The sequence below is a fragment of the Streptomyces sp. NPDC048258 genome, from assembly GCF_043201995.1.
GTDB lineage: Bacteria > Actinomycetota > Actinomycetes > Streptomycetales > Streptomycetaceae > Streptomyces.
The window spans coordinates 158,010-177,006 of record NZ_JBICZH010000010.1 but is presented as its reverse complement, the minus strand read 5'-3'; the positions used below and the strand labels follow the sequence as shown (position 1 = coordinate 177,006).

Genomic DNA, 18,997 nt, shown 5'->3' with positions numbered 1-18,997 from the left:
GTCGAGTCTCAATCATGGTCTGAACGGTCCCGGGGATGACGGGGGGCTCTTGAGCGAGCCCCCCGTCAGGCCCGTCAGACCTCTTCGACGCTGCTCGGCTCACGCCGGGACAGGTCGATACCGAGCTCCTCCGCCGCGCGGAAGACGTCCTCGTCGGTGTCGCGCATCTCGATGGACATGCCGTCCGAGGACAGCACCTCCACGTTGAGGCAGAGCGACTGCATTTCCTTGATGAGCACCTTGAAGGACTCGGGAATGCCCGGCTCGGGGATGTTCTCGCCCTTGACGATGGCCTCGTAGACCTTCACGCGGCCGGTGACGTCGTCGGACTTGATGGTCAGCAGCTCCTGGAGGGCGTAAGCGGCGCCATAAGCCTCGAGCGCCCACACCTCCATCTCACCGAAGCGCTGGCCACCGAACTGTGCCTTACCACCCAGCGGCTGCTGCGTGATCATCGAGTACGGACCGGTCGACCGCGCGTGGAGCTTGTCGTCGACCAGGTGGTGGAGCTTGAGGATGTACATGTACCCGACCGAGATCGGGTCCGGGAACGGCTCGCCGGAGCGGCCGTCGAACAGGCGTGCCTTACCGGTCGGGAGCACCATGCGCTCGCCGTCGCGGTTCGGGATGGTGTGCTGCAGCAGGCCGGCCAGCTCGTCCTCGCGGGCGCCGTCGAACACCGGGGTGGCGACGTTGGTACCGGGCTCGACCTTGTCGGCGCCGATCGCCTGGAGGCGCTGCGCCCACTCGTCCGCCAGACCGGAGACGTCCCAGCCGCGGCTGGCGAGCCAGCCGAGGTGGATCTCCAGGACCTGTCCCGGGTTCATTCGGGACGGGACACCCAGCGGGTTCAGGATGATGTCGACCGGCGTGCCGTCCTCAAGGAAGGGCATGTCCTCGATCGGAAGGATCTTGGAGATGACACCCTTGTTGCCGTGGCGGCCGGCGAGCTTGTCACCGTCGGTGATCTTGCGCTTCTGGGCCACGTAGACGCGGACCAGCTGGTTCACGCCCGGAGGAAGCTCGTCGCCCTCCTCGCGGTCGAAGACGCGGACACCGATGACCTTGCCGATCTCACCGTGAGGGACCTTGAGCGAGGTGTCACGCACCTCGCGGGCCTTCTCACCGAAGATCGCGCGGAGCAGGCGCTCCTCCGGGGTCAGCTCGGTCTCACCCTTGGGCGTGACCTTGCCGACCAGGATGTCGCCGGCGACGACGTCCGCACCGATGCGGATGATGCCGCGCTCGTCGAGGTCCGCGAGGACCTCCTCGGAGACGTTCGGGATGTCCCGGGTGATCTCCTCGGGGCCGAGCTTGGTGTCACGGGCGTCGACCTCGTGCTCCTCGATGTGGATCGAGGAGAGGACGTCGTCCTGCACGAGGCGCTGCGACAGGATGATCGCGTCCTCGTAGTTGTGACCTTCCCACGGCATGAACGCGACGAGCAGGTTCTTGCCGAGGGCCATCTCGCCCTCTTCGGTCGCCGGTCCGTCGGCGAGGACCTGGGACTCGATGATCCGGTCACCCTCGTTGACGATGACCTTCTGGTTGACCGAGGTGCCCTGGTTCGAGCGGGAGAACTTGGCGACGCGGTACGTGGTGTACGTGCCGTCGTCGTTGGCGACGGTGATGTAGTCGGCCGAGACCTCCTGGACGACACCGTCCTTCTCCGCACGGATCGAGTCACCGGCGTCGACCGCACAGCGGTACTCCATGCCGGTACCGACGAGCGGCGCCTCCGCCTTGATGAGCGGAACGGCCTGGCGCATCATGTTCGCGCCCATGAGGGCACGGTTGGCGTCGTCGTGCTCCAGGAAGGGGATCATCGCGGTCGCGACGGACACCATCTGGCGCGGGGAGACGTCCATGTAGTCGACGTCGTCGCCGGCGATGTAGTCGATCTCGCCGCCACGACGGCGGACCAGCACGCGGTTCTCGGTGAAGCGCATGTCCTCGGACAGGCCGGCGTTGGCCTGGGCGATGACGAAGCGGTCTTCCTCGTCGGCGGTCAGGTAGTCGACCTCGTCGGTGACGACACCGTCGACGACCTTGCGGTACGGGGTCTCGACGAAACCGAACGCGTTGACGCGGCCGTAGGACGCGAGCGAGCCGATCAGACCGATGTTCGGGCCTTCAGGGGTCTCGATCGGGCACATGCGGCCGTAGTGCGACGGGTGGACGTCACGGACCTCGAAGCCGGCCCGCTCACGGGACAGACCACCGGGGCCCAGCGCCGACAGGCGGCGCTTGTGGGTCAGGCCCGACAGCGGGTTGTTCTGGTCCATGAACTGCGACAGCTGGCTGGTGCCGAAGAACTCCTTGATGGAGGCGACGACCGGCCGGATGTTGATCAGGGTCTGCGGCGTGATCGCCTCGACGTCCTGGGTGGTCATGCGCTCACGCACGACGCGCTCCATACGAGCCAGACCCGTGCGGACCTGGTTCTGGATGAGCTCGCCGACGTTGCGCAGACGACGGTTGCCGAAGTGGTCGATGTCATCGGTCTCGACCACGATCGAACGGCCGGACTCGCCGGTCGTCTCGGTCTCGCCGGCGTGCAGCTTGACCAGGTACTTGATCGTCGCGATGACGTCGTCGGTGGTGAGCACACCGGCGTCGAGCGGCTCGTCGGCGCCGAGCTTCTTGTTCACCTTGTAGCGGCCGACCTTCGCGAGGTCGTAGCGCTTCGGGTTGAAGTAGAGGTTCTCGAGCAGCGTCTGAGCGGCCTCACGGGTCGGCGGCTCGCCCGGGCGCAGCTTGCGGTAGATGTCGAGCAGCGCGTCGTCCTGGCCCTGGGTGTGGTCCTTCTCCAGGGTGGCGCGCATGGACTCGTACTCGCCGAACTCCTCGAGGATCTGCTCGGTGGTCCAGCCGAGAGCCTTCAGGAGGACGGTGACGGACTGCTTGCGCTTGCGGTCGATGCGGACACCGACCATGTCGCGCTTGTCGATCTCCATCTCCAGCCAGGCACCCCGGGACGGGATGATCTTGGCGGAGAAGATGTCCTTGTCGGACGTCTTGTCGATGGAGGAGTCGAAGTAGACACCAGGGGAACGGACAAGCTGCGACACGACGACACGCTCGGTGCCGTTGATGACGAAGGTGCCCTTGTTGGTCATGAGCGGGAAGTCGCCCATGAAGACCGTCTGAGACTTGATCTCTCCGGTCTCGTTGTTCGTGAACTCGGCCGTGACGAACAGCGGAGCCGCGTACGTGAAGTCGCGCTCCTTGCACTCGTCGACAGAGTTCTTCGCCGGCTCGAAACGGTGGTCGCGGAAGGTCAGCGACATCGACCCGGAGAAGTCCTCGATCGGCGAGATCTCCTCGAAGATCTCTTCCAGACCGGACTTGGTGGGGACGTCCTGTCCACTCTCAAGCGCCGACTCGACGCGAGACTTCCAGGCAGCATTGCCGAGAAGCCAGTCAAAGCTCTCGGTCTGCAGCGCCAGGAGGTTCGGAACCTCGAGGGGCTCCTTGATCTTTGCAAAGGAGATGCGCAGCGGGGCAGTGCTGGCACCGGTGTTCGTATTGGTCGAGGCGTTGCGCGAGGCGGCCAAGAGGGGGTCCTTCCGAGGGCTCGGACTCACTACGCGCGTACCGGTCCCAGCCGACACAGAAGACAGGCGCTCCCGATCTGGTCAAAAGTCCAGGTCAGGGCGGATCAATCAAGTGTGCTCAAGCGTGGGCATGTCCCTGGCGACGGGCAGGGGACAGCTAACAGGCAGCGCAAAGGGTCAGTGTAGCCACTTGGCTCACTGATGTCCAGACCAGGTTTCCGGAAACCGGCAACAGGCCTTCCCCATGTTGTTGAAACCAACCCTGCATGCATCCAACGCTGCGGCCCTCGAACACAGAGCGCGTATCAGTACTGCCCTCTTCGTAGTCGATCCATGCCTCGGATCTCGGATCGAGGCGGTCGAGCTTGCGACGGGTCTGAGAATTGCGCGCCACGTCCCGTTCGTCAAGGCCCCCTGCTCCGAGCGGATCATCTCCGGACCCAGCTTCGAGGCAACGATGATCACCCTACTCCCCAACGAGACCAGGGCAAGTCAGGCACTACGGGTACGCCAAAGGGCGACCACCCTTACGGGTGATCGCCCTTGGTTGGAGCCCCTAGAGGGCCCCAGAGGTGTTACTTGACCTCGACGGCCGCACCGGCGCCCTTGAGGGACTCGGCAGCCTTCTCGGCGGCCTCCTTGGTGACCTTCTCGAGGACGGGCTTCGGGGCGCCGTCCACGAGGTCCTTGGCCTCCTTGAGGCCCAGGGAGGTCAGCTCGCGCACGACCTTGATGACCTGGATCTTCTTGTCGCCGGCACCGGTGAGGATGACGTCGAACTCGTCCTGCTCCTCGGCGGCCTCGACCGGACCACCCTGGACCGGGCCGGCAACGGCGACGGCCGCGGCGGCGGTGACGTCGAACTTCTCCTCGAAGGCCTTCACGAACTCGGAGAGCTCGATGAGGGTCATCTCCTCGAACTGGGCGAGGAGGTCGTCCTGAGAGAGCTTCGCCATGATGGGCGATCCTTCCACTAATTCGGCAGGTGCCGGATGTATATAGAGGCGGGCGTTACGGCCCGCTACGACCCACGCACTAGGCGGCGTAGATCAGTGCGCGAGCCGAATTACTCGGCACCGCCCTGCTCGGCGAGCTTGACGCGAAGCGCTTCCGCAGTGCGGACGAACTTCGACGGCAGCGCCTGGAAGAGCGAGGCAGCCTGAGACTGCTTGCCCTTGAACGCGCCGGCCAGCTTGCTGAGCAGAACCTCGCGGGACTCGAGGTCCGCAAGCTTCTTGATCTCATCGGCGGTGAGCGCCTTACCATCAAGGACACCCGCCTTGATGATGAGATTCGGGTTGTCCTTGGCGAAGTCACGCAGGCTCTTCGCCGACTCCACCGGGTCACCGGTGATGAAGGCGACCGCGGTCGGACCAGCGAAGTGCTCGTCCAGCGCGGTGATCCCGGCCTGGTTGGCCGCAATCTTGGTCAGCGTGTTCTTCACCACGGCGTACTGGGCGTTCTCACCGAGCGAACGACGCAGCGTCTTGAGCTGCGCGACGGTGAGACCCCGGTACTCGGTCAGCACGGCGGCGTTCGAGCTCTGGAACTGGTCCGTGAGCTCGGCTACCGCGGCAGCCTTGTCGGGCCTTGCCATAGAGCGTCGGCCTCCTTCCGGGTGATGAGGACCGCTCAGAAGGGGCTGAACAAAACGAAACGCCCCGGCGCATGCGCACGGGGCGTAAGCTCAACCGAATTACTCCGGGAGCTTTTCCACGAACACCTGCGCAGGACGTCCGCGCTCAGCGGATCCTTCGGCCGCCGCACCCTTGCGGGCACGGCAACGACCAGCGGTCTTTGGCTTCTGGGGAAGCGTACGTGAAGGGGTCCAGTCGAGGCAAATCGCCTCAGGAGCCGCTGCCCTTCAGCACGTCGTCGAAGGAGACGGCCTGGTCGGCGGGCGGTGCGGTGACCGGGGCCGCCGCGCCGAAGTCGGAGAACTTCGCCGTGGTCCTGGACGTGCCCTCGGCGTCGGTGCTCACCGAGTCGACGCGGACGGGGTAGCCGTCCTGGCCGATCCACAGGTCGACCTCGAAGGCCGTGACGTGCTTCACGGAGTCGTGGAGGTACTGGCGGTTCTTCTCCTCCATGACCTTGGTGGACTCGTCCGCCGCGAGCAGGTCCGCGTTGGTGAAGCTGCCCTTGTAGTGCCGGGCGTCGATGCCGTCGGTCTTCTCGGCCCCGACCAGCGTGAGCTTGGTCTGGCCCAGCAGCATCGCGAGGTACTCGGCCGGGTCCTCGTTCAGCCGGACGCCCGGCTTCCCGTCCTTGGACAGCTCCAGCCTCATCCAGGTCTTGCCGTCGATGGGCTTGTCCATCTTGGTGTAGACGGTGTCACCGATCACGACCGACTGCGCGCCGGTGTGCTTCTCGTCCTTGAGCGTCACGTCGTGGCTGGACGGGTACCAGCCCTTCGTGCCGGACTGGCCGGTGGTCTTGCCGTCGCTCCCGACGGTGGAGATCTCGGCCTTGGCGAACTTGGCCGCCGCCGTCTTCACGTACGAGGCCTTCACCGCGTCCGCCGGCGTCTGGGCCCCGGCTTCCGCGGCCTTGCCCCCGCCCGCCGCGCCCCCGCCCGCCGTGCCGCTGCCCGCCGTGCCGCTGCCCGCGGCGGCCTTGTCGCCGCCGCAGGCCGTGAGGCCGCCCACGAGCAGTGCGGTACCCGCCATCGCGATACCGGCCCGGGTCCGGACAGCCTTGTGCATCTGGTTCTCCCCCGTGAATGGATCTTTCAACAACCGGATACGGACCGGCCGCATCCGCGCGGGGCCGGTCAGGCCCCGGCGCCGGTCCCGCCCAGTTCCTTGAGCATGGCGAAGAGGTCGAGGGTCTCGTTCTCCGGCGGGGCCTGAACGGTGGCCGCGGAGCCGTAGTCCGAGTAGTAGGCGTCCATGTTCATGGACCCCTGGGGCATGCGGATGCCGACCTTCATGTGGACCGGGTAGCCGTCCTTGTTCACCCAGACGTCCATGTCGTAGTCCACGATGCCGGACTTCTTCATGGCCTCGACGAGCTTCGTGCGGTCGGCCTCGGACAGCCCCTTGGAGGACTCGTTGGCCGCGAGCATCTCCGCGAGGGTCAGGGTGCCCTTGTAGTGCTCGGTGTCCGTGCCCTCGACCTTCTCGGCGCCGAGGTGCTTCACGTTCGGCGAGCTGAGCAGCAGGGCGAGCTGCTTGGCCGGGTCCTGGCTCTGCTCCATGCCGCCGACGCCGCCGAGCTTCTTCAGCGCCTCCGCGTCCCCCGAAGCCTCCGCGGCCGCCTTGATGTCCAGCTTCATCCAGCGCTTGCCGTCCATCCCCTCGGACATCGGGGAGTCGGCCGGCATCTCCATGAACATGACGTCGTTCGACATGATCATGCGTATGGAGTCGACTCCGGAGCCCGGGGTGAGCGCCCCCTTCATGGTGATGTCCATGACGTTCGGGTCCCAGCCCTGGACGCCCGTCATCTCCATGGTGCCGCCGCCACCGGCGGACGCGGGCATCGACATGGTCATGCGGACCTTGGCCGACTTGGCGGCCGAGGTCTTCTTGTAGGCCGCGGTCAGCGCCTCGGTGGCGGAACCGCCCGCCACCGGCGTGCTCGGCTGCGCGGACGCACTGGCGGCGGCCTTGCCCGAGTCGTCCTTCTTGCCGTTCTCGCACGCCGTGGCGCCGCCCACGAGCAGTACGGCGGCCAGCGCGGCGCCGACGGTCTTCTTCCGGTAAACAGACACGGAGGTCCCCACCCCTTTGGTGATCGTTGGTCAAGGCGACCTTACGTTCCCCCGCCGACGGATCGCGCGCCCATTACCCCGCATCACGGCACATGTGGCGCTGAACACGGAAACGGGCCCCCCGCCACCCCGTGAGGGGGGCGAGAGGCCCGTTGCGACGATCAGAGCCGTGAGGCTCAGACAGCAGCCGGGTCTTCCTCGACGAGGAGGTTCCGGGTGCGGTTCTGGTCCAGCAGGATGCCGGGACCCATCGTGGTGCTCAGGGCGGCCTTCTTGATGTAGCGGCCCTTCGCGGCGGACGGCTTCAGACGGAGGATCTCGTCCAGGGCCGCGCCGTAGTTCTCGACCAGCTGCTCATCGGAGAAGGAGACCTTGCCGATGATGAAGTGCAGGTTCGAGTGCTTGTCGACGCGGAACTCGATCTTGCCACCCTTGATCTCGGTGACAGCCTTCGCGACGTCCATGGTGACGGTGCCGGTCTTCGGGTTCGGCATGAGGCCACGGGGACCGAGCACGCGGCCGAGGCGGCCGACCTTGCCCATGAGGTCCGGGGTGGCGACAACGGCGTCGAACTCGTTGAGGCGGTTGCCCTTGGCGATCTCGTTGATCAGCTCGTCGTCGCCGACAATGTCGGCGCCGGCGGCTTCCGCGGCCGCAGCACGGTCACCGGTCGCGAAGACCAGGACCCGGGCGGTCTTGCCGGTGCCGTGCGGGAGGTTCACGGTGCCACGGACCATCTGGTCGGCCTTGCGCGGGTCGACACCCAGGCGGAAGGCGACCTCGACGGTGCTGTCGAACTTGGTCGCGGAGGTCTCCTTGGCGAGACGGACGGCCTCGAGCGGGGCGTACAGCTTCTCCCGGTCGACCTTGGCGTCCGCAGCGCGGAGAGTCTTGCTGCGCTTCACTTCTGCTCCTGTGTTGTGACTTCAGGCATGGAGTCGTGGTGCGGACCAGCGCTTGGTCCTACCACTGGTGGTGCTGGGGGGTGGCTGGATCAGCCTTCGACCGTGACGCCCATCGAGCGCGCGGTGCCGGCGATGATCTTCATCGCGGCGTCGACGTCGTTGGCGTTCAGGTCGGGCATCTTCAGCTCGGCGATCTCGCGGACCTGGGCGCCGGTGAGCTTGGCGACCTTGGTCTTGTGCGGCTCGCCGGAGCCCTTCTCGATGCCCGCGGCCTTCAGGATGAGGCGCGCGGCCGGCGGGGTCTTGGTGATGAAGGTGAAGGAACGGTCGTCGTAGACCGTGATCTCCACCGGCACGACCATGCCACGCTGCGACTCGGTCGCGGCGTTGTAGGCCTTGCAGAACTCCATGATGTTGACGCCGTGCTGACCGAGCGCGGGGCCGACCGGCGGAGCCGGGTTGGCCGCACCGGCCTTGATCTGGAGCTTGATAAGCCCCGTGACCTTCTTCTTCTTGGGAGGCATTGCTCTCTCCGGGTCCTAGTGAGAGTTTTCGCCGCCAATCCGGTCATCCGGATGGAGGCATACCGCACCACGATAACGGGTATCGCTGCGGGGCTAAAAACCGAGCAGGTCAGACCGCCCTTCAGAGGGCGATCTGACCTGTCCGGAAGCTGAGTCTCAGAAGAGGTGGATCAGTTCTTCTGAATCTGGTCGAAGCTGAGCTCGACCGGGGTCTCGCGGCCGAAGATCTCGACGAGACCCTTGACCTTCTTCGAGTCCGGGTTGATCTCGTTGATGGTCGCCTGGAGCGTCGCGAACGGGCCGTCGGTGACGGTGACCGAGTCGCCGACCTCGAAGTCGAGCACCTCGATCGTGCGCTTGACGGCGGGCGCCGGCAGACCGGCCTCTTCCGCGGCGGCCTTGGCGGCCTTCTCCTGCGCCTCCGGGGCGAGCATCTTGACGATCTCGTCCAGGGTCAGCGGGTACGGGTCGTACGCGTTGCCGACGAAGCCGGTGACGCCAGGCGTGTTGCGGACGACGCCCCAGGACTCGTTCGTCAGATCCATGCGGACGAGAACGTAACCGGGCAGCTTGTTCTGCCGGACGTTCTTGCGCTCGCCGTTCTTGATCTGGACGATCTCTTCCTCGGGCACCTCGGCCTGGTAGATGAACTCCTCGACGTTCAGCGAGACGGCGCGCTGCTCCAGGTTGGCCTTCACGCGCTTCTCGTAGCCGGCGTAGGTGTGGATCACGTACCACTCGCCGGGCAGGAGGCGCAGCTCGTCGCGCAGGGCCTGGATGGGGTCGACGGGCTCGGCGGGCTCGACCTCGGCGGCCTCCTCGGCCTCCTCGTCGGCTGCGGCCTCGACCTCGGCCTCGGCGTCGCCCTCTTCCTCGGCGTCGTCGGCGGCCGGCTCGACCTCGGCGTCGTCCTCGATCTCGGCGTCAGCCTCGACCTCGTCCTCGACGTGCAGCGCGGCCTGTTCGGCGGCGACACCCGCCTTGGCGTCGGCGTGCTCGGCCTCGTCGGGGTCCACAGCGTCTGCCGCCTCGACGATGTCGAGCTCGTCCTCGACGGACTCGACGGAGTCGCGGCTCGCGTTCAGGTTCGGGTCAGACACGGTGGCTGCTTCTTCCTGGATACAAAAGGTGGTGGAACATGCGAAAACGGGCGGCACCCATCAAGGCGCCGCCCTCCGCGGGGATCAGCCGAAGACGAACTTGATGGCTTCCTGGAACCCATAGTCAATCACGGTCACCAGACCGATCATGATGACCACGAAGACAATCACCACGGTGGTGTACGTCGTGAGCTGGTTGCGAGTGGGCCATACAACCTTGCGGAGTTCCGCGACGATCTGGCGGTAGAACAGCGCGAGACGGCCCAGAGGGCCCTTCTTGCCGCGCTTGCCGCCCTTGCGGGCCTTCTTCTCGCGAGTCTCGTCCTCGGCGTCAGGCATGTCGATGGAGCCCAGGGCGTCCGTCACGTCTCTCACCTGAATCCGGGTCGTGGCCGTACCGCGCCCGGTTGCGCCGCACGGCGTTGCATCGAAGTACGTACCTGCGCACACACATCCGAGAAGGAGTGTGGAGCAGGGCCGGAGGGACTCGAACCCCCAACCGCTGGTTTTGGAGACCAGTGCTCTACCAATTGAGCTACGACCCTTTGCGTCCCCCAACCTACCGCATCCAAGCGAGTGCACGGAGTGCTCACGCTCTGGGGTGGTCGGCGAGGTCCAACGACAGGTGAGTGTACGTGAACCGGGCCCTGACGTCGAACAGAACCCGGCGCGGCATCCGCAGGTCCGGTAACTGAAACGGTGTGCGGCGCCTCTTTGCCGTCTGGGACGATTGCCCGCATGACCTCTGCAACGCCTTCTTCCGAGCGCCGGGTGTCCGCCCGTATCGGCGCCATCTCCGAGTCCGCCACCCTCGCCGTCGACGCCAAGGCCAAGGCCCTCAAGGCCGCCGGGCGCCCGGTGATCGGCTTCGGCGCGGGCGAGCCCGACTTCCCGACCCCGGACTACATCGTCGAGGCCGCGGTCGAGGCCTGCCGCAACCCCAAGTACCACCGCTACACGCCGGCCGGCGGCCTGCCCGAGCTCAAGGCCGCGATCGCCGCGAAGACCCTGCGCGACTCCGGCTACGAGGTCGACGCGTCCCAGGTCCTGGTGACCAACGGCGGCAAGCAGGCGATCTACGAGGCCTTCGCCGCCATCCTGGACCCGGGCGACGAGGTCATCGTCCCGGCTCCGTACTGGACCACCTACCCGGAGTCCATCCGTCTCGCCGGCGGTGTCCCGGTCGAGGTCGTCGCCGACGAGACCACCGGCTACCGCGTCTCCGTCGAGCAGCTCGAAGCCGCCCGCACCGAGCGCACGAAGGTCGTCCTCTTCGTCTCCCCGTCGAACCCGACCGGCGCCGTCTACTCCGAGGCCGACGCCGAGGCGATCGGCCGCTGGGCGGCGGAGAAGGGCCTGTGGGTCCTCACGGACGAGATCTACGAGCACCTGGTCTACGGCGACGCGAAGTTCGTCTCGCTCCCGGCGATCGTCCCCGAGCTGGCCGACAAGTGCATCATCGTCAACGGCGTCGCCAAGACGTACGCGATGACCGGCTGGCGGGTGGGCTGGATCATCGGCCCCCGGGACGTGGTGAAGGCCGCGACCAACCTGCAGTCGCACGCCACCTCCAACGTCTCCAACGTGGCCCAGGTCGCGGCGCTGGCCGCCGTCTCCGGCAACCTGGACGCGGTCCACGAGATGCGCACCGCCTTCGACCGCCGCCGCCAGACGATCGTGCGGATGCTGAACGAGATCGACGGCGTCATCTGCCCGACCCCGGAGGGCGCGTTCTACGTGTACCCCTCGGTCAAGGCGCTCCTCGGCAAGGAGATCCGCGGCAAGCGCCCGCAGACCTCCGTCGAGCTCGCCGCCCTGATCCTCGACGAGGTCGAGGTCGCGGTCGTCCCGGGCGAGGCCTTCGGCACCCCGGGCTACCTCCGCCTCTCCTACGCCCTCGGCGACGAGGACCTGGTGGAGGGCGTCTCCCGCGTCCAGAAGCTCCTGTCGGAGGCCAAGGCCTAGGCCTGACGCGGCCGGCAGCCCACCCCTGAGCGGCGTCTCCCCTACCGGGGCGGCGCCGCTCAGTCATTCCCGGGCCGCGGGCGGCACCACCCGAATCCAGCCCCGCCGGGCACAACCCGCCGGCGTTTGAGGCGCGGGGCTTGGGACGGAGCCCCGGTCTTTCAGCCCCGCCGGCGTTTGAGGCGCGGGTCCGGGCTGCGCCCGGGAGGCCCCGCGCAGCGGCCCCTCCCCCACCCCCGACCCCGCTCGCCCGTTCGGGCAAGCCCCCAATAGGTAAAACCCCCTCCCGCCGAGCGCAGCGGTACGGCAGGATCACCGGATGGAGCACGCACGCGATCTCACGCTTCTGCCGAAAGCCCACCTGCACCTGCACTTCACCGGGTCGATGCGACCATCGACCCTCCTGGAGCTCGCGGACAAGTACGGCGTGCGCCTCCCCGACGCACTGACCGCCGGCGAGCCGCCCAAACTCCGCGCCACCGACGAGCGCGGCTGGTTCCGCTTCCAGCGGCTCTACGACGCCGCCCGTTCCTGCCTCCGCGAGCCCGACGACATCCGGCGCCTGGTCCGCGAGGCCGCGGAGGAGGACGTACGGGACGGCAGCGGCTGGCTGGAGATCCAGGTGGATCCCACGTCCTACGCCCCCCTCCTCGGCGGGATGATCCCGGCCGTCGAGATCATCCTCGACGCCGTGGACAGCGCGTCCCGCGAGACCGGCCTCGGGATGCGGGTCCTCATCGCCGCCAACCGCATGAAGCACCCCCTCGACGCCCGCACCCTCGCCCGCCTCGCCGTCCGCTACGCCGACCGCGGCATCGTCGGCTTCGGCCTCTCCAACGACGAGCGCCGCGGCATGGCCCGCGACTTCGACCGCGCCTTCGCCATCGCCCGCGAGGGCGGCCTCCTCGCGGCCCCGCACGGCGGCGAACTCACCGGCCCCGCCTCCGTCCGCGACTGCCTCGACGATCTCCACGCCTCCCGCATCGGGCACGGCGTACGCGCCGCCGAGGACCCCCGGCTGCTCAAGCGGCTCGCCGACCGGCAGATCACCTGTGAGGTCTGCCCCGCGTCGAACGTGGCCCTCGGGGTCTACGAGCGGCCCGAGGACGTCCCGCTGCGCACCCTCTTCGCAGCCGGGGTGCCGATGGCGCTCGGCGCGGACGACCCGCTGCTGTTCGGGTCCCGGCTCGCGGCGCAGTACGAGATCGCCCGCCGCCACCACGGCTTCACGGACGCGGAGCTCGCCGAGCTGGCCCGCCAGTCGGTGCGCGGTTCGGCCGCGCCCGAGGACGTACAGGCCAAGCTGCTGGCCGGGATCGACCACTGGCTCACCGGGTGAGCCGCAGGTCCCCCTCGTAGCAGTCGGCGCGCACCCGTCCGCCGTCCGGGAAGCCGATCTCCAGGTGCGTGCGCCCCTGCTCGGGCAGCGCGAACTCGGCGACCGAGGCGACCGTCTCGCCGAGGTGGCGCAGGAAGGGGTGGTCGCCGAGGTCCTCGCCGACCTCGATGCGGCCCCACTCCCCCATGTCGTACGGCTCGTGCGGGGCGGCGGACTCGACGATGAGGCACTGGTCGGACCCGGTGGTGATGCGGATGGAGTCCCCGACGCTGTCGATGAGCCAGACGTCGAGGGGAGCCTCGGAGCGCTCGCCGTCGCTGATGTGCCAGGACGCGACGACTCGGCTGAGCGTGCGCCCCACGAGGCGGGTCGGGTCCGTACCGGCCCCGTGCAGGGGACAGAGCATGGGCGCCCGGGCTCCTCAGATGCTGACGCCGACCGTCACCGGCTCGTTGACCAGGGTGACGCCGAAGGCCGCGTGGACGCCCGCGACGACCTCGCGGGCCAGGACGAGGAGGTCCTCGGTGGTGGCCTCGCCCCGGTTGGTGAGGGCGAGCGTGTGCTTCGTGGAGATCCGCGCGGGGCCGGTGCCGTAGCCCTTGGTGAATCCGGCCTTGTCGATGAGCCAGGCGGCGCTGGTCTTCGTACGGCCGTCGCCCGCGGGGTAGGCGGGCGGGGCGGTGTCGGGGCCGAGGCGGTCCTGGACGCGGGCGAGGAAGGCGGCGTAGGCCTCGTCGGTCAGGATCGGGTTGTGGAAGAAGGAGCCGGCCGACCAGGTGTCGTGGTCGGCGGGGTCGAGGACCATCCCCTTGCCGGCGCGCAGACGCAGCACGGTCTCGCGGGCGGTGGCGGCGGGGACGCGGTCGCCGGCCCCGACGCCGAGGGCGCGGGCGGTCTCGGGGTACTTGATCGGCGCCGACAGCCCGCCGGCGTCCTCCAGGGCGAAGCGCACGCGCAGGACGACGTACCGCTCGGGCTCGTGCTTGAAGAGGCTGTTGCGGTACGTGAACGCGCACTCGGCGGCGGTCAGCGTGACCGTCTCGCGGCGGGTGCGGTCGTAGGCGACGACCTCGGTGATGGTGTCGCAGACCTCCTGGCCGTACGCCCCGACGTTCTGGATGGGGGTGGCGCCGGCGGAGCCCGGGATCCCGGCGAGGCACTCGATTCCGGCGAGGCCGGCTTCGACGGTGCGGGCGACGGCGTCGCTCCAGTTCTCGCCGGCGGCGAGTTCCAGGTGCGTGCCGTCGAGGTGGAAGCCGGTGGTCGCGATGCGCAGGGCGGTGCCGTCGAAGCCCTGGTCGCCGATGACCAGGTTGCTGCCGCCGCCGATGACGAGGAGCGGGGTGCCGCTCTCGTCCGCGGCCCGGACGGCGGCGACCACCTCGGCGTCGGTGGTCGCGGTGACCAGACGGGTGGCGGGCCCACCGAGGCGGAAGGTGGTCAGCGGGGCGAGGGGGGCGTCGTGGAGTTCCTGCACGTGGACAAGAGTACGGTCCGCACCCCTCGCATCCCTGCGGGGCCACGGACCGTGACTCAGTAGGCCGTCTTCTGCTCGGCCAGGCGGCGCTCCGCCTCGGCCCAGCCGATGGGGAGCTCGGCGGCCTTCACCGTCCAGAAGGTGAAGGCCGACTCCTTCATGAAGGCGGCGGCGGCCCGGGAGCTGGAGCGGTGCGGCTCGCTGCGGGCGAACCGGTAGAGCGCGTCCCGGTCCTCCCAGGCGGAGAGGGTCAGGAAGGTGCGGCCGAGGACGCGTGCCCGCAGGGCGACGCCGTGGGCGCCGGGGGCCTTGCGGATCTGGCCGATGATGCCGGGGGTCTTGAGGAAGAACCTGAGGGCGCCCGTGAGGGTGACGGTCTCGAAGCGGGAGGCCATGACGTAGACCTCGGCGTCGGGGGCGGCCTGGGTGGGGGTGGACCAGGGGATGTCGGGCATGGCGTCACTCCTTCATGGGGTCGCACGGACCGTAAGGGCTGCAACTGCCTTTTGAGTAGTACCTTGACGGACTGGATCAGCCGGCGACGGGAAGCTTGTCCGGGACCACGGCCGACGCGCCGACAGCCCGGGAGGGCTTGGCCCTGCCCGGCAGGAGCAGGGCGAGCGCGGCGGACAGGGCGACCGCGCCGGCGCCGATCCACAGGGCGGGGATCGTGCCGTCGGTGAAGGCCTGCGGGGACTCGTAGCCGCCCTGGGCGGAGAAGACCGAGGCCAGGACCGCGACTCCGAGGGCTCCGCCGACCTCGCGCAGGGCGTTGTTGGCGCCGGAGGCCTTGCCCTGGTCGGCCGGGGCGACGGTGGACATCAGGACGTTGGCGGCGGGGGCGAAGTAGAGGGCCATGCCGATCCCGCTGAGGATCAGCGGCGGCAGCTGGGCCGCGTACGAGACGTCCGCGCTCAGGATCGCCGCGAACCAGCCGAGGCCGAGGGCCTGGAACGCCAGCCCGGCGGCGACGACGGGACGGCCGCCGATGCGGTCGGAGAGGATGCCCGCGAAGGGGGCGACGATCATCGGCATGCCGGTCCAGGGGAGCATGCGCAGGCCCGCCTGGGTGGGCGAGTAGCCGGCGACGCCCTGGAGGAACTGGCTGAGCAGGAAGATCGAGCCGAACATGCCCAGGAACATCAGCAGGCTGGCCAAGTTGATCCCGAGGAAGCCGCGGTTCCGGAAGAGCCGCATGGGGAGCATGGGGTTCGCGTTGTTGAAGCCGTGGTGGATGAACCCTCCGACGAGCGCGGCTCCGACGATCAGGCCGGTGAGCACGGGGGCGCTGGTCCAGCCCTTGGCGTTGGCGTTGACCAGGGCGTAGACGATGCCGAAGAGGCCGCCGCTGATGAGCAGGGTGCCCGGGACGTCGAGGCGGGCGCCGGGGGCGGTGGACTCGGCGAGCCGCAGGCGGGCGAGCGGTATCAGGGCCAGGCCTATCGGAACGTTGAGCCAGAAGATCCACTGCCAGGAGATGTGCTCGGTGAGGCTGCCGCCGATGAGGGGGCCGCTGGCGACGGCGAGGCCCGTGACGGCGCCGTAGATGCCGAGGGCCATGCCGCGGCGGGCCGCCGGTACGGCGGCGGTGAGCAGGGTCAGGGTGAGCGGCATCATGATCGCGGCGCCGACGCCCTGGACGGCGCGGGCGGCGATGAGCGCGTCGATGCCGGACGAGAGCGCGGCGGCGGCGGAGGCGCCGGTGAAGATCGCGAGGCCCGCGATGAAGAGCCGGCGGCGGCCGAAGCGGTCACCGAGGGCGGCGCCGAACATGAGGAGGACGGCGAAGGTGAGCGTGTACGCGTTCACCGTCCACTCCAGGTCCTCCAGCTTGCCGCCGAGGTCCTCGCGGATGGCGGGAAGGGCGGTGGTGACGACGAGGTTGTCCAGGGCGGCCATGAAGCTGGCCACACCGGTGAGGACGAGGGCCCAGACGGCGGGCCCGCGGAGCTTGGTGTCCGGGTCTTGCGTGTTCACGATTTCCCCCTGCGGATTGTTAGTTATCGCTGACTAACTTTCGTGCGCATGAGCGGCCCGCCTGACAGACGGCATGCCCTCACTTCTCCAGGCGGCCCTTGCTGTGGGCCTCGGGGTACAGCCCCTCCCAGACCCGGTGCTCGGGCGGGAAACCCATGGCGGCGAGGGTGTTGATCAGCATCCCGTACGCCATGAAGGTCGTGGTCTCGCTCACGTCGCCGCCGAACGGCACGTGGACGGTGTCCCACAGCTCCATCCAGCCCTTCCGGACGAGCTCGCCGAGCTCGTGGTCCCCGGCCGCTTCGGCGGCGGCGACGGTGACGTACATCTGGAGCTGCATCTGGAGCTTGTCGGGATCCTCGGCGATGAGCCGGGTGTAGGCGTTCGCCATGGCCCGCGTGGCCTCCTCGCCGTACAGCCCTTCGGCGGCCTCGGCGAAGACCTCCCGGGTGTCGCGCAGACAGCGCTCGGCGGCGGCGAGGAAGATCGCGAGCTTGTTCGGGAAGAGCCGGAAGAGATACGGCTGCGAGACGCCCACCCGCTTGGCGATCGCCTCGGTGGAGGTCCCGTAGTACCCGCCGCGGGCGAACTCGTGCATCGCCGCGCGGATGACGCTCTCGCGCCGCTCTTCTGCGCTCATCCTTGCCATGCATTTAAGTTAGTGCTCAATCACTAACTTGGCAAGGAGTGGGGCTGCGGGGTGGGCGGGACGTGAGCGCCCCGCCCCGCCCTCACGCCAGTTCGACCACCGCGCGGGACATGCCCAGCACCTTCTGGCCGGCGCTCATGGCCGTCAGGTCGACCCGGACGCGGTTGTCGTCCAGCTTGGCCGCGACCTTGGCGGTGACCTCGATCAGGCCGCCCTGGTCGTCGTTCGGGACCACGACCGGCTTGGTGAAGCGCACGCCGTACTCGACCACCGCGCCCGGGTCGCCGACCCAGTCGGTGACCACGCGGACCGCCTCGGCCATGGTGAACATGCCGTGCGCGATCACGTCCGGCAGTCCGACCTCCTTGGCGAACTTCTCGTTCCAGTGGATCGGGTTGAAGTCTCCCGAGGCCCCGGCGTAGCGGACGAGCGTGGCGCGGGTCACGGGGAAGGACGCCGCCGGCAGCTCGGTGCCGACCTCGACGTCGGCGTACTGGATCTGCGCTGCCATGTCAGGCCTCCTCGGGGGCGCGGGAGACGAGCTTCGTCCACGCCGTCACCACGTGCTCGCCGGTCTCGTCGTGGACTTCGCCGCGGATGTCGATGATGTCGTTGCCCGCGAGGGACTTCACGGCCTCGATGGTGGAGGTCACCGAAAGCCGGTCACCGGCACGCACGGGGCGCGAGTACGCGAACTTCTGGTCGCCGTGCACGACGCGGCTGTAGTCCAGCCCCAGCTGCGGATCCTCGACGACCTGGCCCGCCGCCGCGAACGTGATGGCGAACACAAAGGTCGGCGGAGCGATCACATCGGGGTAGCCGTACGCCTTGGCGGCTTCGGGGTCGGTGTAGACGGGATTGGCGTCACCCACCGCTACCGCGAATTCGCGGATCTTCTCCCGGCCGACCTCGTAAGGATCGGTGGGCGGGTAGCTCCGCCCCACGAAGGACTGGTCGAGAGCCATGACTCACTACCTCCTGATGAAGGGACATGACGGAACACGAAAAACAGGTGCGGCATGTGCCACAGGCGCGGGGCGCCAAAACGACACAAGGCCGCCCCCAATGAAGGGGACGACCTCATGACGGTGCCTGTATACGAGACTTCGCTGGGGTCAGCGGGTCTCGCGGTGCGCGGTGTGCGAGTTGCAACGCGGGCAGTGCTTCTGCATCTCAAGACGGTCCGGGTTGTTACGCCGGTTCTTCTTGGTGATGTAGTTCCGCTCCTTGCACTCCACGCAGGCCAGCGTGATCTTCGGGCGGACGTCGGTGGCAGCCACGTGAGTGCTCCTTGACGGAAATTGGGACGGATGAACGCATACAAGAGTAGCCGACCGGGAGACCGACCCCGCAATCGGCTACTGTGTGTAGCGGCGACCGGACTTGAACCGGTGACACAGCGATTATGAGCCGCTTGCTCTACCGACTGAGCTACGCCGCTTTGATGTGATCCGCTCCCCACCCGAGGGTGGGGAACCTCTCTCACCAGAGCCCCAATGCGGAATCGAACCGCAGACCTTCTCCTTACCATGGAGACGCTCTACCGACTGAGCTATTGGGGCGAGCGATGAAGACATTACACGGTTGCCCGCCGATCGCCCAAATCCTTTGCGGGGACCGGGCTCCGAGGGGGTCCGGAAGCCTTTCTTGATCAGACCGCAGAGGCCTCTCCGGCCACTTCCGCCCCGGAATGTGTGCGGGCTCACGTCCCACCACCCGCGAACGGGGGCCGACCGGCGCCCCGTCGGCGCCTGTTGACGCCTGTTGACGCCTGTTGACGCCGACGGGG

Annotated in this window: 19 protein-coding genes and 3 tRNA genes; 2 read left to right on the top strand and 20 right to left on the bottom strand. The window is 68.3% G+C overall.

Annotation, left to right across the window (positions count from 1 at the left end; translation table 11 throughout):
* Nucleotides 1–74 precede the first annotated feature (74 nt).
* The 10 genes from rpoB to ACGFYQ_RS23375 form a co-directional block, all read right to left on the bottom strand.
* On the bottom strand, nucleotides 75–3,557 hold the full coding sequence (rpoB, locus tag ACGFYQ_RS23420) for a DNA-directed RNA polymerase subunit beta (RefSeq protein WP_393746872.1): 3,483 nt from the start codon (nucleotides 3,555–3,557) through the stop codon (nucleotides 75–77).
* A 575-nt stretch (nucleotides 3,558–4,132) separates the two neighbouring features.
* On the bottom strand, nucleotides 4,133–4,513 hold the full coding sequence (gene rplL, locus ACGFYQ_RS23415) for a 50S ribosomal protein L7/L12 (protein WP_393746870.1): 381 nt from the start codon (nucleotides 4,511–4,513) through the stop codon (nucleotides 4,133–4,135).
* A 110-nt stretch (nucleotides 4,514–4,623) separates the two neighbouring features.
* On the bottom strand, nucleotides 4,624–5,154 hold the full coding sequence (gene rplJ / locus ACGFYQ_RS23410) for a 50S ribosomal protein L10 (protein WP_030710304.1): 531 nt from the start codon (nucleotides 5,152–5,154) through the stop codon (nucleotides 4,624–4,626).
* A 250-nt stretch (nucleotides 5,155–5,404) separates the two neighbouring features.
* The gene (locus ACGFYQ_RS23405) at nucleotides 5,405–6,262 is read right to left on the bottom strand and encodes a hypothetical protein (RefSeq protein WP_393746868.1); all 858 of its coding nucleotides are present in this window, start codon (nucleotides 6,260–6,262) and stop codon (nucleotides 5,405–5,407) included.
* A gap of 68 nt (nucleotides 6,263–6,330) precedes the next feature.
* Nucleotides 6,331–7,272 carry a hypothetical protein gene (locus ACGFYQ_RS23400; protein ID WP_393746866.1) on the bottom strand — a complete coding sequence of 314 codons (942 nt, stop codon included), beginning with the start codon at nucleotides 7,270–7,272 and terminating at the stop codon, nucleotides 6,331–6,333.
* Nucleotides 7,273–7,448: 176 nt separating this feature from the next.
* Entirely contained in the window at nucleotides 7,449–8,177 is a 729-nt protein-coding gene (rplA, locus tag ACGFYQ_RS23395) for a 50S ribosomal protein L1 (RefSeq protein WP_215144035.1), read from the bottom strand.
* 89 nt (nucleotides 8,178–8,266) lie between these two features.
* Entirely contained in the window at nucleotides 8,267–8,701 is a 435-nt protein-coding gene (rplK, locus tag ACGFYQ_RS23390; protein ID WP_008739735.1) for a 50S ribosomal protein L11, read from the bottom strand.
* Between the two features lie 170 nt (nucleotides 8,702–8,871).
* Nucleotides 8,872–9,801, bottom strand: coding sequence for a transcription termination/antitermination protein NusG (gene nusG, locus ACGFYQ_RS23385; RefSeq protein ID WP_393746863.1), 930 nt, complete (start codon nucleotides 9,799–9,801; stop codon nucleotides 8,872–8,874).
* 84 nt (nucleotides 9,802–9,885) lie between these two features.
* Nucleotides 9,886–10,167: a preprotein translocase subunit SecE gene (gene secE / locus ACGFYQ_RS23380; RefSeq protein WP_030825982.1), complete on the bottom strand. Its 282-nt coding sequence runs from the start codon at nucleotides 10,165–10,167 to the stop codon at nucleotides 9,886–9,888.
* 106 nt (nucleotides 10,168–10,273) lie between these two features.
* Nucleotides 10,274–10,346 (bottom strand) — tRNA-Trp (locus tag ACGFYQ_RS23375).
* A gap of 193 nt (nucleotides 10,347–10,539) precedes the next feature.
* Between ACGFYQ_RS23375 and ACGFYQ_RS23370 the strand changes: the two genes are divergently transcribed.
* Both ACGFYQ_RS23370 and ACGFYQ_RS23365 read left to right on the top strand, forming a co-directional pair.
* Nucleotides 10,540–11,766: a pyridoxal phosphate-dependent aminotransferase gene (locus ACGFYQ_RS23370; RefSeq protein ID WP_393746860.1), complete on the top strand. Its 1,227-nt coding sequence runs from the start codon at nucleotides 10,540–10,542 to the stop codon at nucleotides 11,764–11,766.
* A 319-nt stretch (nucleotides 11,767–12,085) separates the two neighbouring features.
* Nucleotides 12,086–13,105, top strand: coding sequence for an adenosine deaminase (locus ACGFYQ_RS23365; RefSeq protein ID WP_393746858.1), 1,020 nt, complete (start codon nucleotides 12,086–12,088; stop codon nucleotides 13,103–13,105).
* On the opposite strand, the gene ACGFYQ_RS23360 is transcribed toward ACGFYQ_RS23365, so the two are convergent.
* The 10 genes from ACGFYQ_RS23360 to ACGFYQ_RS23315 all read right to left on the bottom strand — a co-directional run bounded on the left by ACGFYQ_RS23360 (nucleotide 13,095) and on the right by ACGFYQ_RS23315 (nucleotide 18,770).
* Entirely contained in the window at nucleotides 13,095–13,511 is a 417-nt protein-coding gene (locus tag ACGFYQ_RS23360; RefSeq protein WP_362395262.1) for a hypothetical protein, read from the bottom strand. The genes ACGFYQ_RS23365 and ACGFYQ_RS23360 overlap by 11 nt on opposite strands.
* A gap of 15 nt (nucleotides 13,512–13,526) precedes the next feature.
* On the bottom strand, nucleotides 13,527–14,642 hold the full coding sequence (locus tag ACGFYQ_RS23355; protein ID WP_393747136.1) for a UDP-N-acetylmuramate dehydrogenase: 1,116 nt from the start codon (nucleotides 14,640–14,642) through the stop codon (nucleotides 13,527–13,529).
* A complete protein-coding gene (locus tag ACGFYQ_RS23350; RefSeq protein WP_393746855.1) occupies nucleotides 14,639–15,037 on the bottom strand; it encodes a DUF3291 domain-containing protein in 399 nt (132 codons plus the stop codon). Before ACGFYQ_RS23350 ends, ACGFYQ_RS23355 begins: the two co-directional genes overlap by 4 nt.
* 76 nt (nucleotides 15,038–15,113) lie before the next feature.
* The gene (locus tag ACGFYQ_RS23345) at nucleotides 15,114–16,559 is read right to left on the bottom strand and encodes a DHA2 family efflux MFS transporter permease subunit (RefSeq protein ID WP_393746853.1); all 1,446 of its coding nucleotides are present in this window, start codon (nucleotides 16,557–16,559) and stop codon (nucleotides 15,114–15,116) included.
* Between the two features lie 79 nt (nucleotides 16,560–16,638).
* Entirely contained in the window at nucleotides 16,639–17,208 is a 570-nt protein-coding gene (locus ACGFYQ_RS23340; protein WP_393746851.1) for a TetR/AcrR family transcriptional regulator, read from the bottom strand.
* Nucleotides 17,209–17,290: 82 nt separating this feature from the next.
* On the bottom strand, nucleotides 17,291–17,719 hold the full coding sequence (locus ACGFYQ_RS23335) for a MaoC family dehydratase (RefSeq protein WP_393746849.1): 429 nt from the start codon (nucleotides 17,717–17,719) through the stop codon (nucleotides 17,291–17,293).
* A gap of 1 nt (nucleotide 17,720) precedes the next feature.
* Nucleotides 17,721–18,173 (bottom strand): MaoC family dehydratase N-terminal domain-containing protein, encoded by a 453-nt coding sequence (locus ACGFYQ_RS23330; protein WP_393746847.1) that lies wholly within the window; start codon nucleotides 18,171–18,173, stop codon nucleotides 17,721–17,723.
* A gap of 150 nt (nucleotides 18,174–18,323) precedes the next feature.
* Nucleotides 18,324–18,488 (bottom strand): 50S ribosomal protein L33, encoded by a 165-nt coding sequence (gene rpmG / locus ACGFYQ_RS23325; protein ID WP_376682812.1) that lies wholly within the window; start codon nucleotides 18,486–18,488, stop codon nucleotides 18,324–18,326.
* A gap of 88 nt (nucleotides 18,489–18,576) precedes the next feature.
* A tRNA-Met gene (locus ACGFYQ_RS23320) sits at nucleotides 18,577–18,649 on the bottom strand.
* Between the two features lie 48 nt (nucleotides 18,650–18,697).
* Nucleotides 18,698–18,770 (bottom strand) — tRNA-Thr (locus ACGFYQ_RS23315).
* Nucleotides 18,771–18,997: the final 227 nt, after the last annotated feature.

Coding starts and splice junctions, on each gene's coding strand:
- rplL (WP_393746870.1), bottom strand. CDS start 4,513: ATGGCGAAGCTCTCTCAGGACGACCTCCTCGCCCAGTTCGAGGAGATG.
- rplJ (WP_030710304.1), bottom strand. CDS start 5,154: ATGGCAAGGCCCGACAAGGCTGCCGCGGTAGCCGAGCTCACGGACCAG.
- ACGFYQ_RS23405 (WP_393746868.1), bottom strand. CDS start 6,262: ATGCACAAGGCTGTCCGGACCCGGGCCGGTATCGCGATGGCGGGTACC.
- rplK (WP_008739735.1), bottom strand. CDS start 8,701: ATGCCTCCCAAGAAGAAGAAGGTCACGGGGCTTATCAAGCTCCAGATC.
- ACGFYQ_RS23370 (WP_393746860.1), top strand. CDS start 10,540: ATGACCTCTGCAACGCCTTCTTCCGAGCGCCGGGTGTCCGCCCGTATC.
- ACGFYQ_RS23365 (WP_393746858.1), top strand. CDS start 12,086: ATGGAGCACGCACGCGATCTCACGCTTCTGCCGAAAGCCCACCTGCAC.
- ACGFYQ_RS23360 (WP_362395262.1), bottom strand. CDS start 13,511: ATGCTCTGTCCCCTGCACGGGGCCGGTACGGACCCGACCCGCCTCGTG.
- ACGFYQ_RS23350 (WP_393746855.1), bottom strand. CDS start 15,037: ATGCCCGACATCCCCTGGTCCACCCCCACCCAGGCCGCCCCCGACGCC.
- ACGFYQ_RS23340 (WP_393746851.1), bottom strand. CDS start 17,208: ATGGCAAGGATGAGCGCAGAAGAGCGGCGCGAGAGCGTCATCCGCGCG.
- ACGFYQ_RS23335 (WP_393746849.1), bottom strand. CDS start 17,719: ATGGCAGCGCAGATCCAGTACGCCGACGTCGAGGTCGGCACCGAGCTG.
- ACGFYQ_RS23330 (WP_393746847.1), bottom strand. CDS start 18,173: ATGGCTCTCGACCAGTCCTTCGTGGGGCGGAGCTACCCGCCCACCGAT.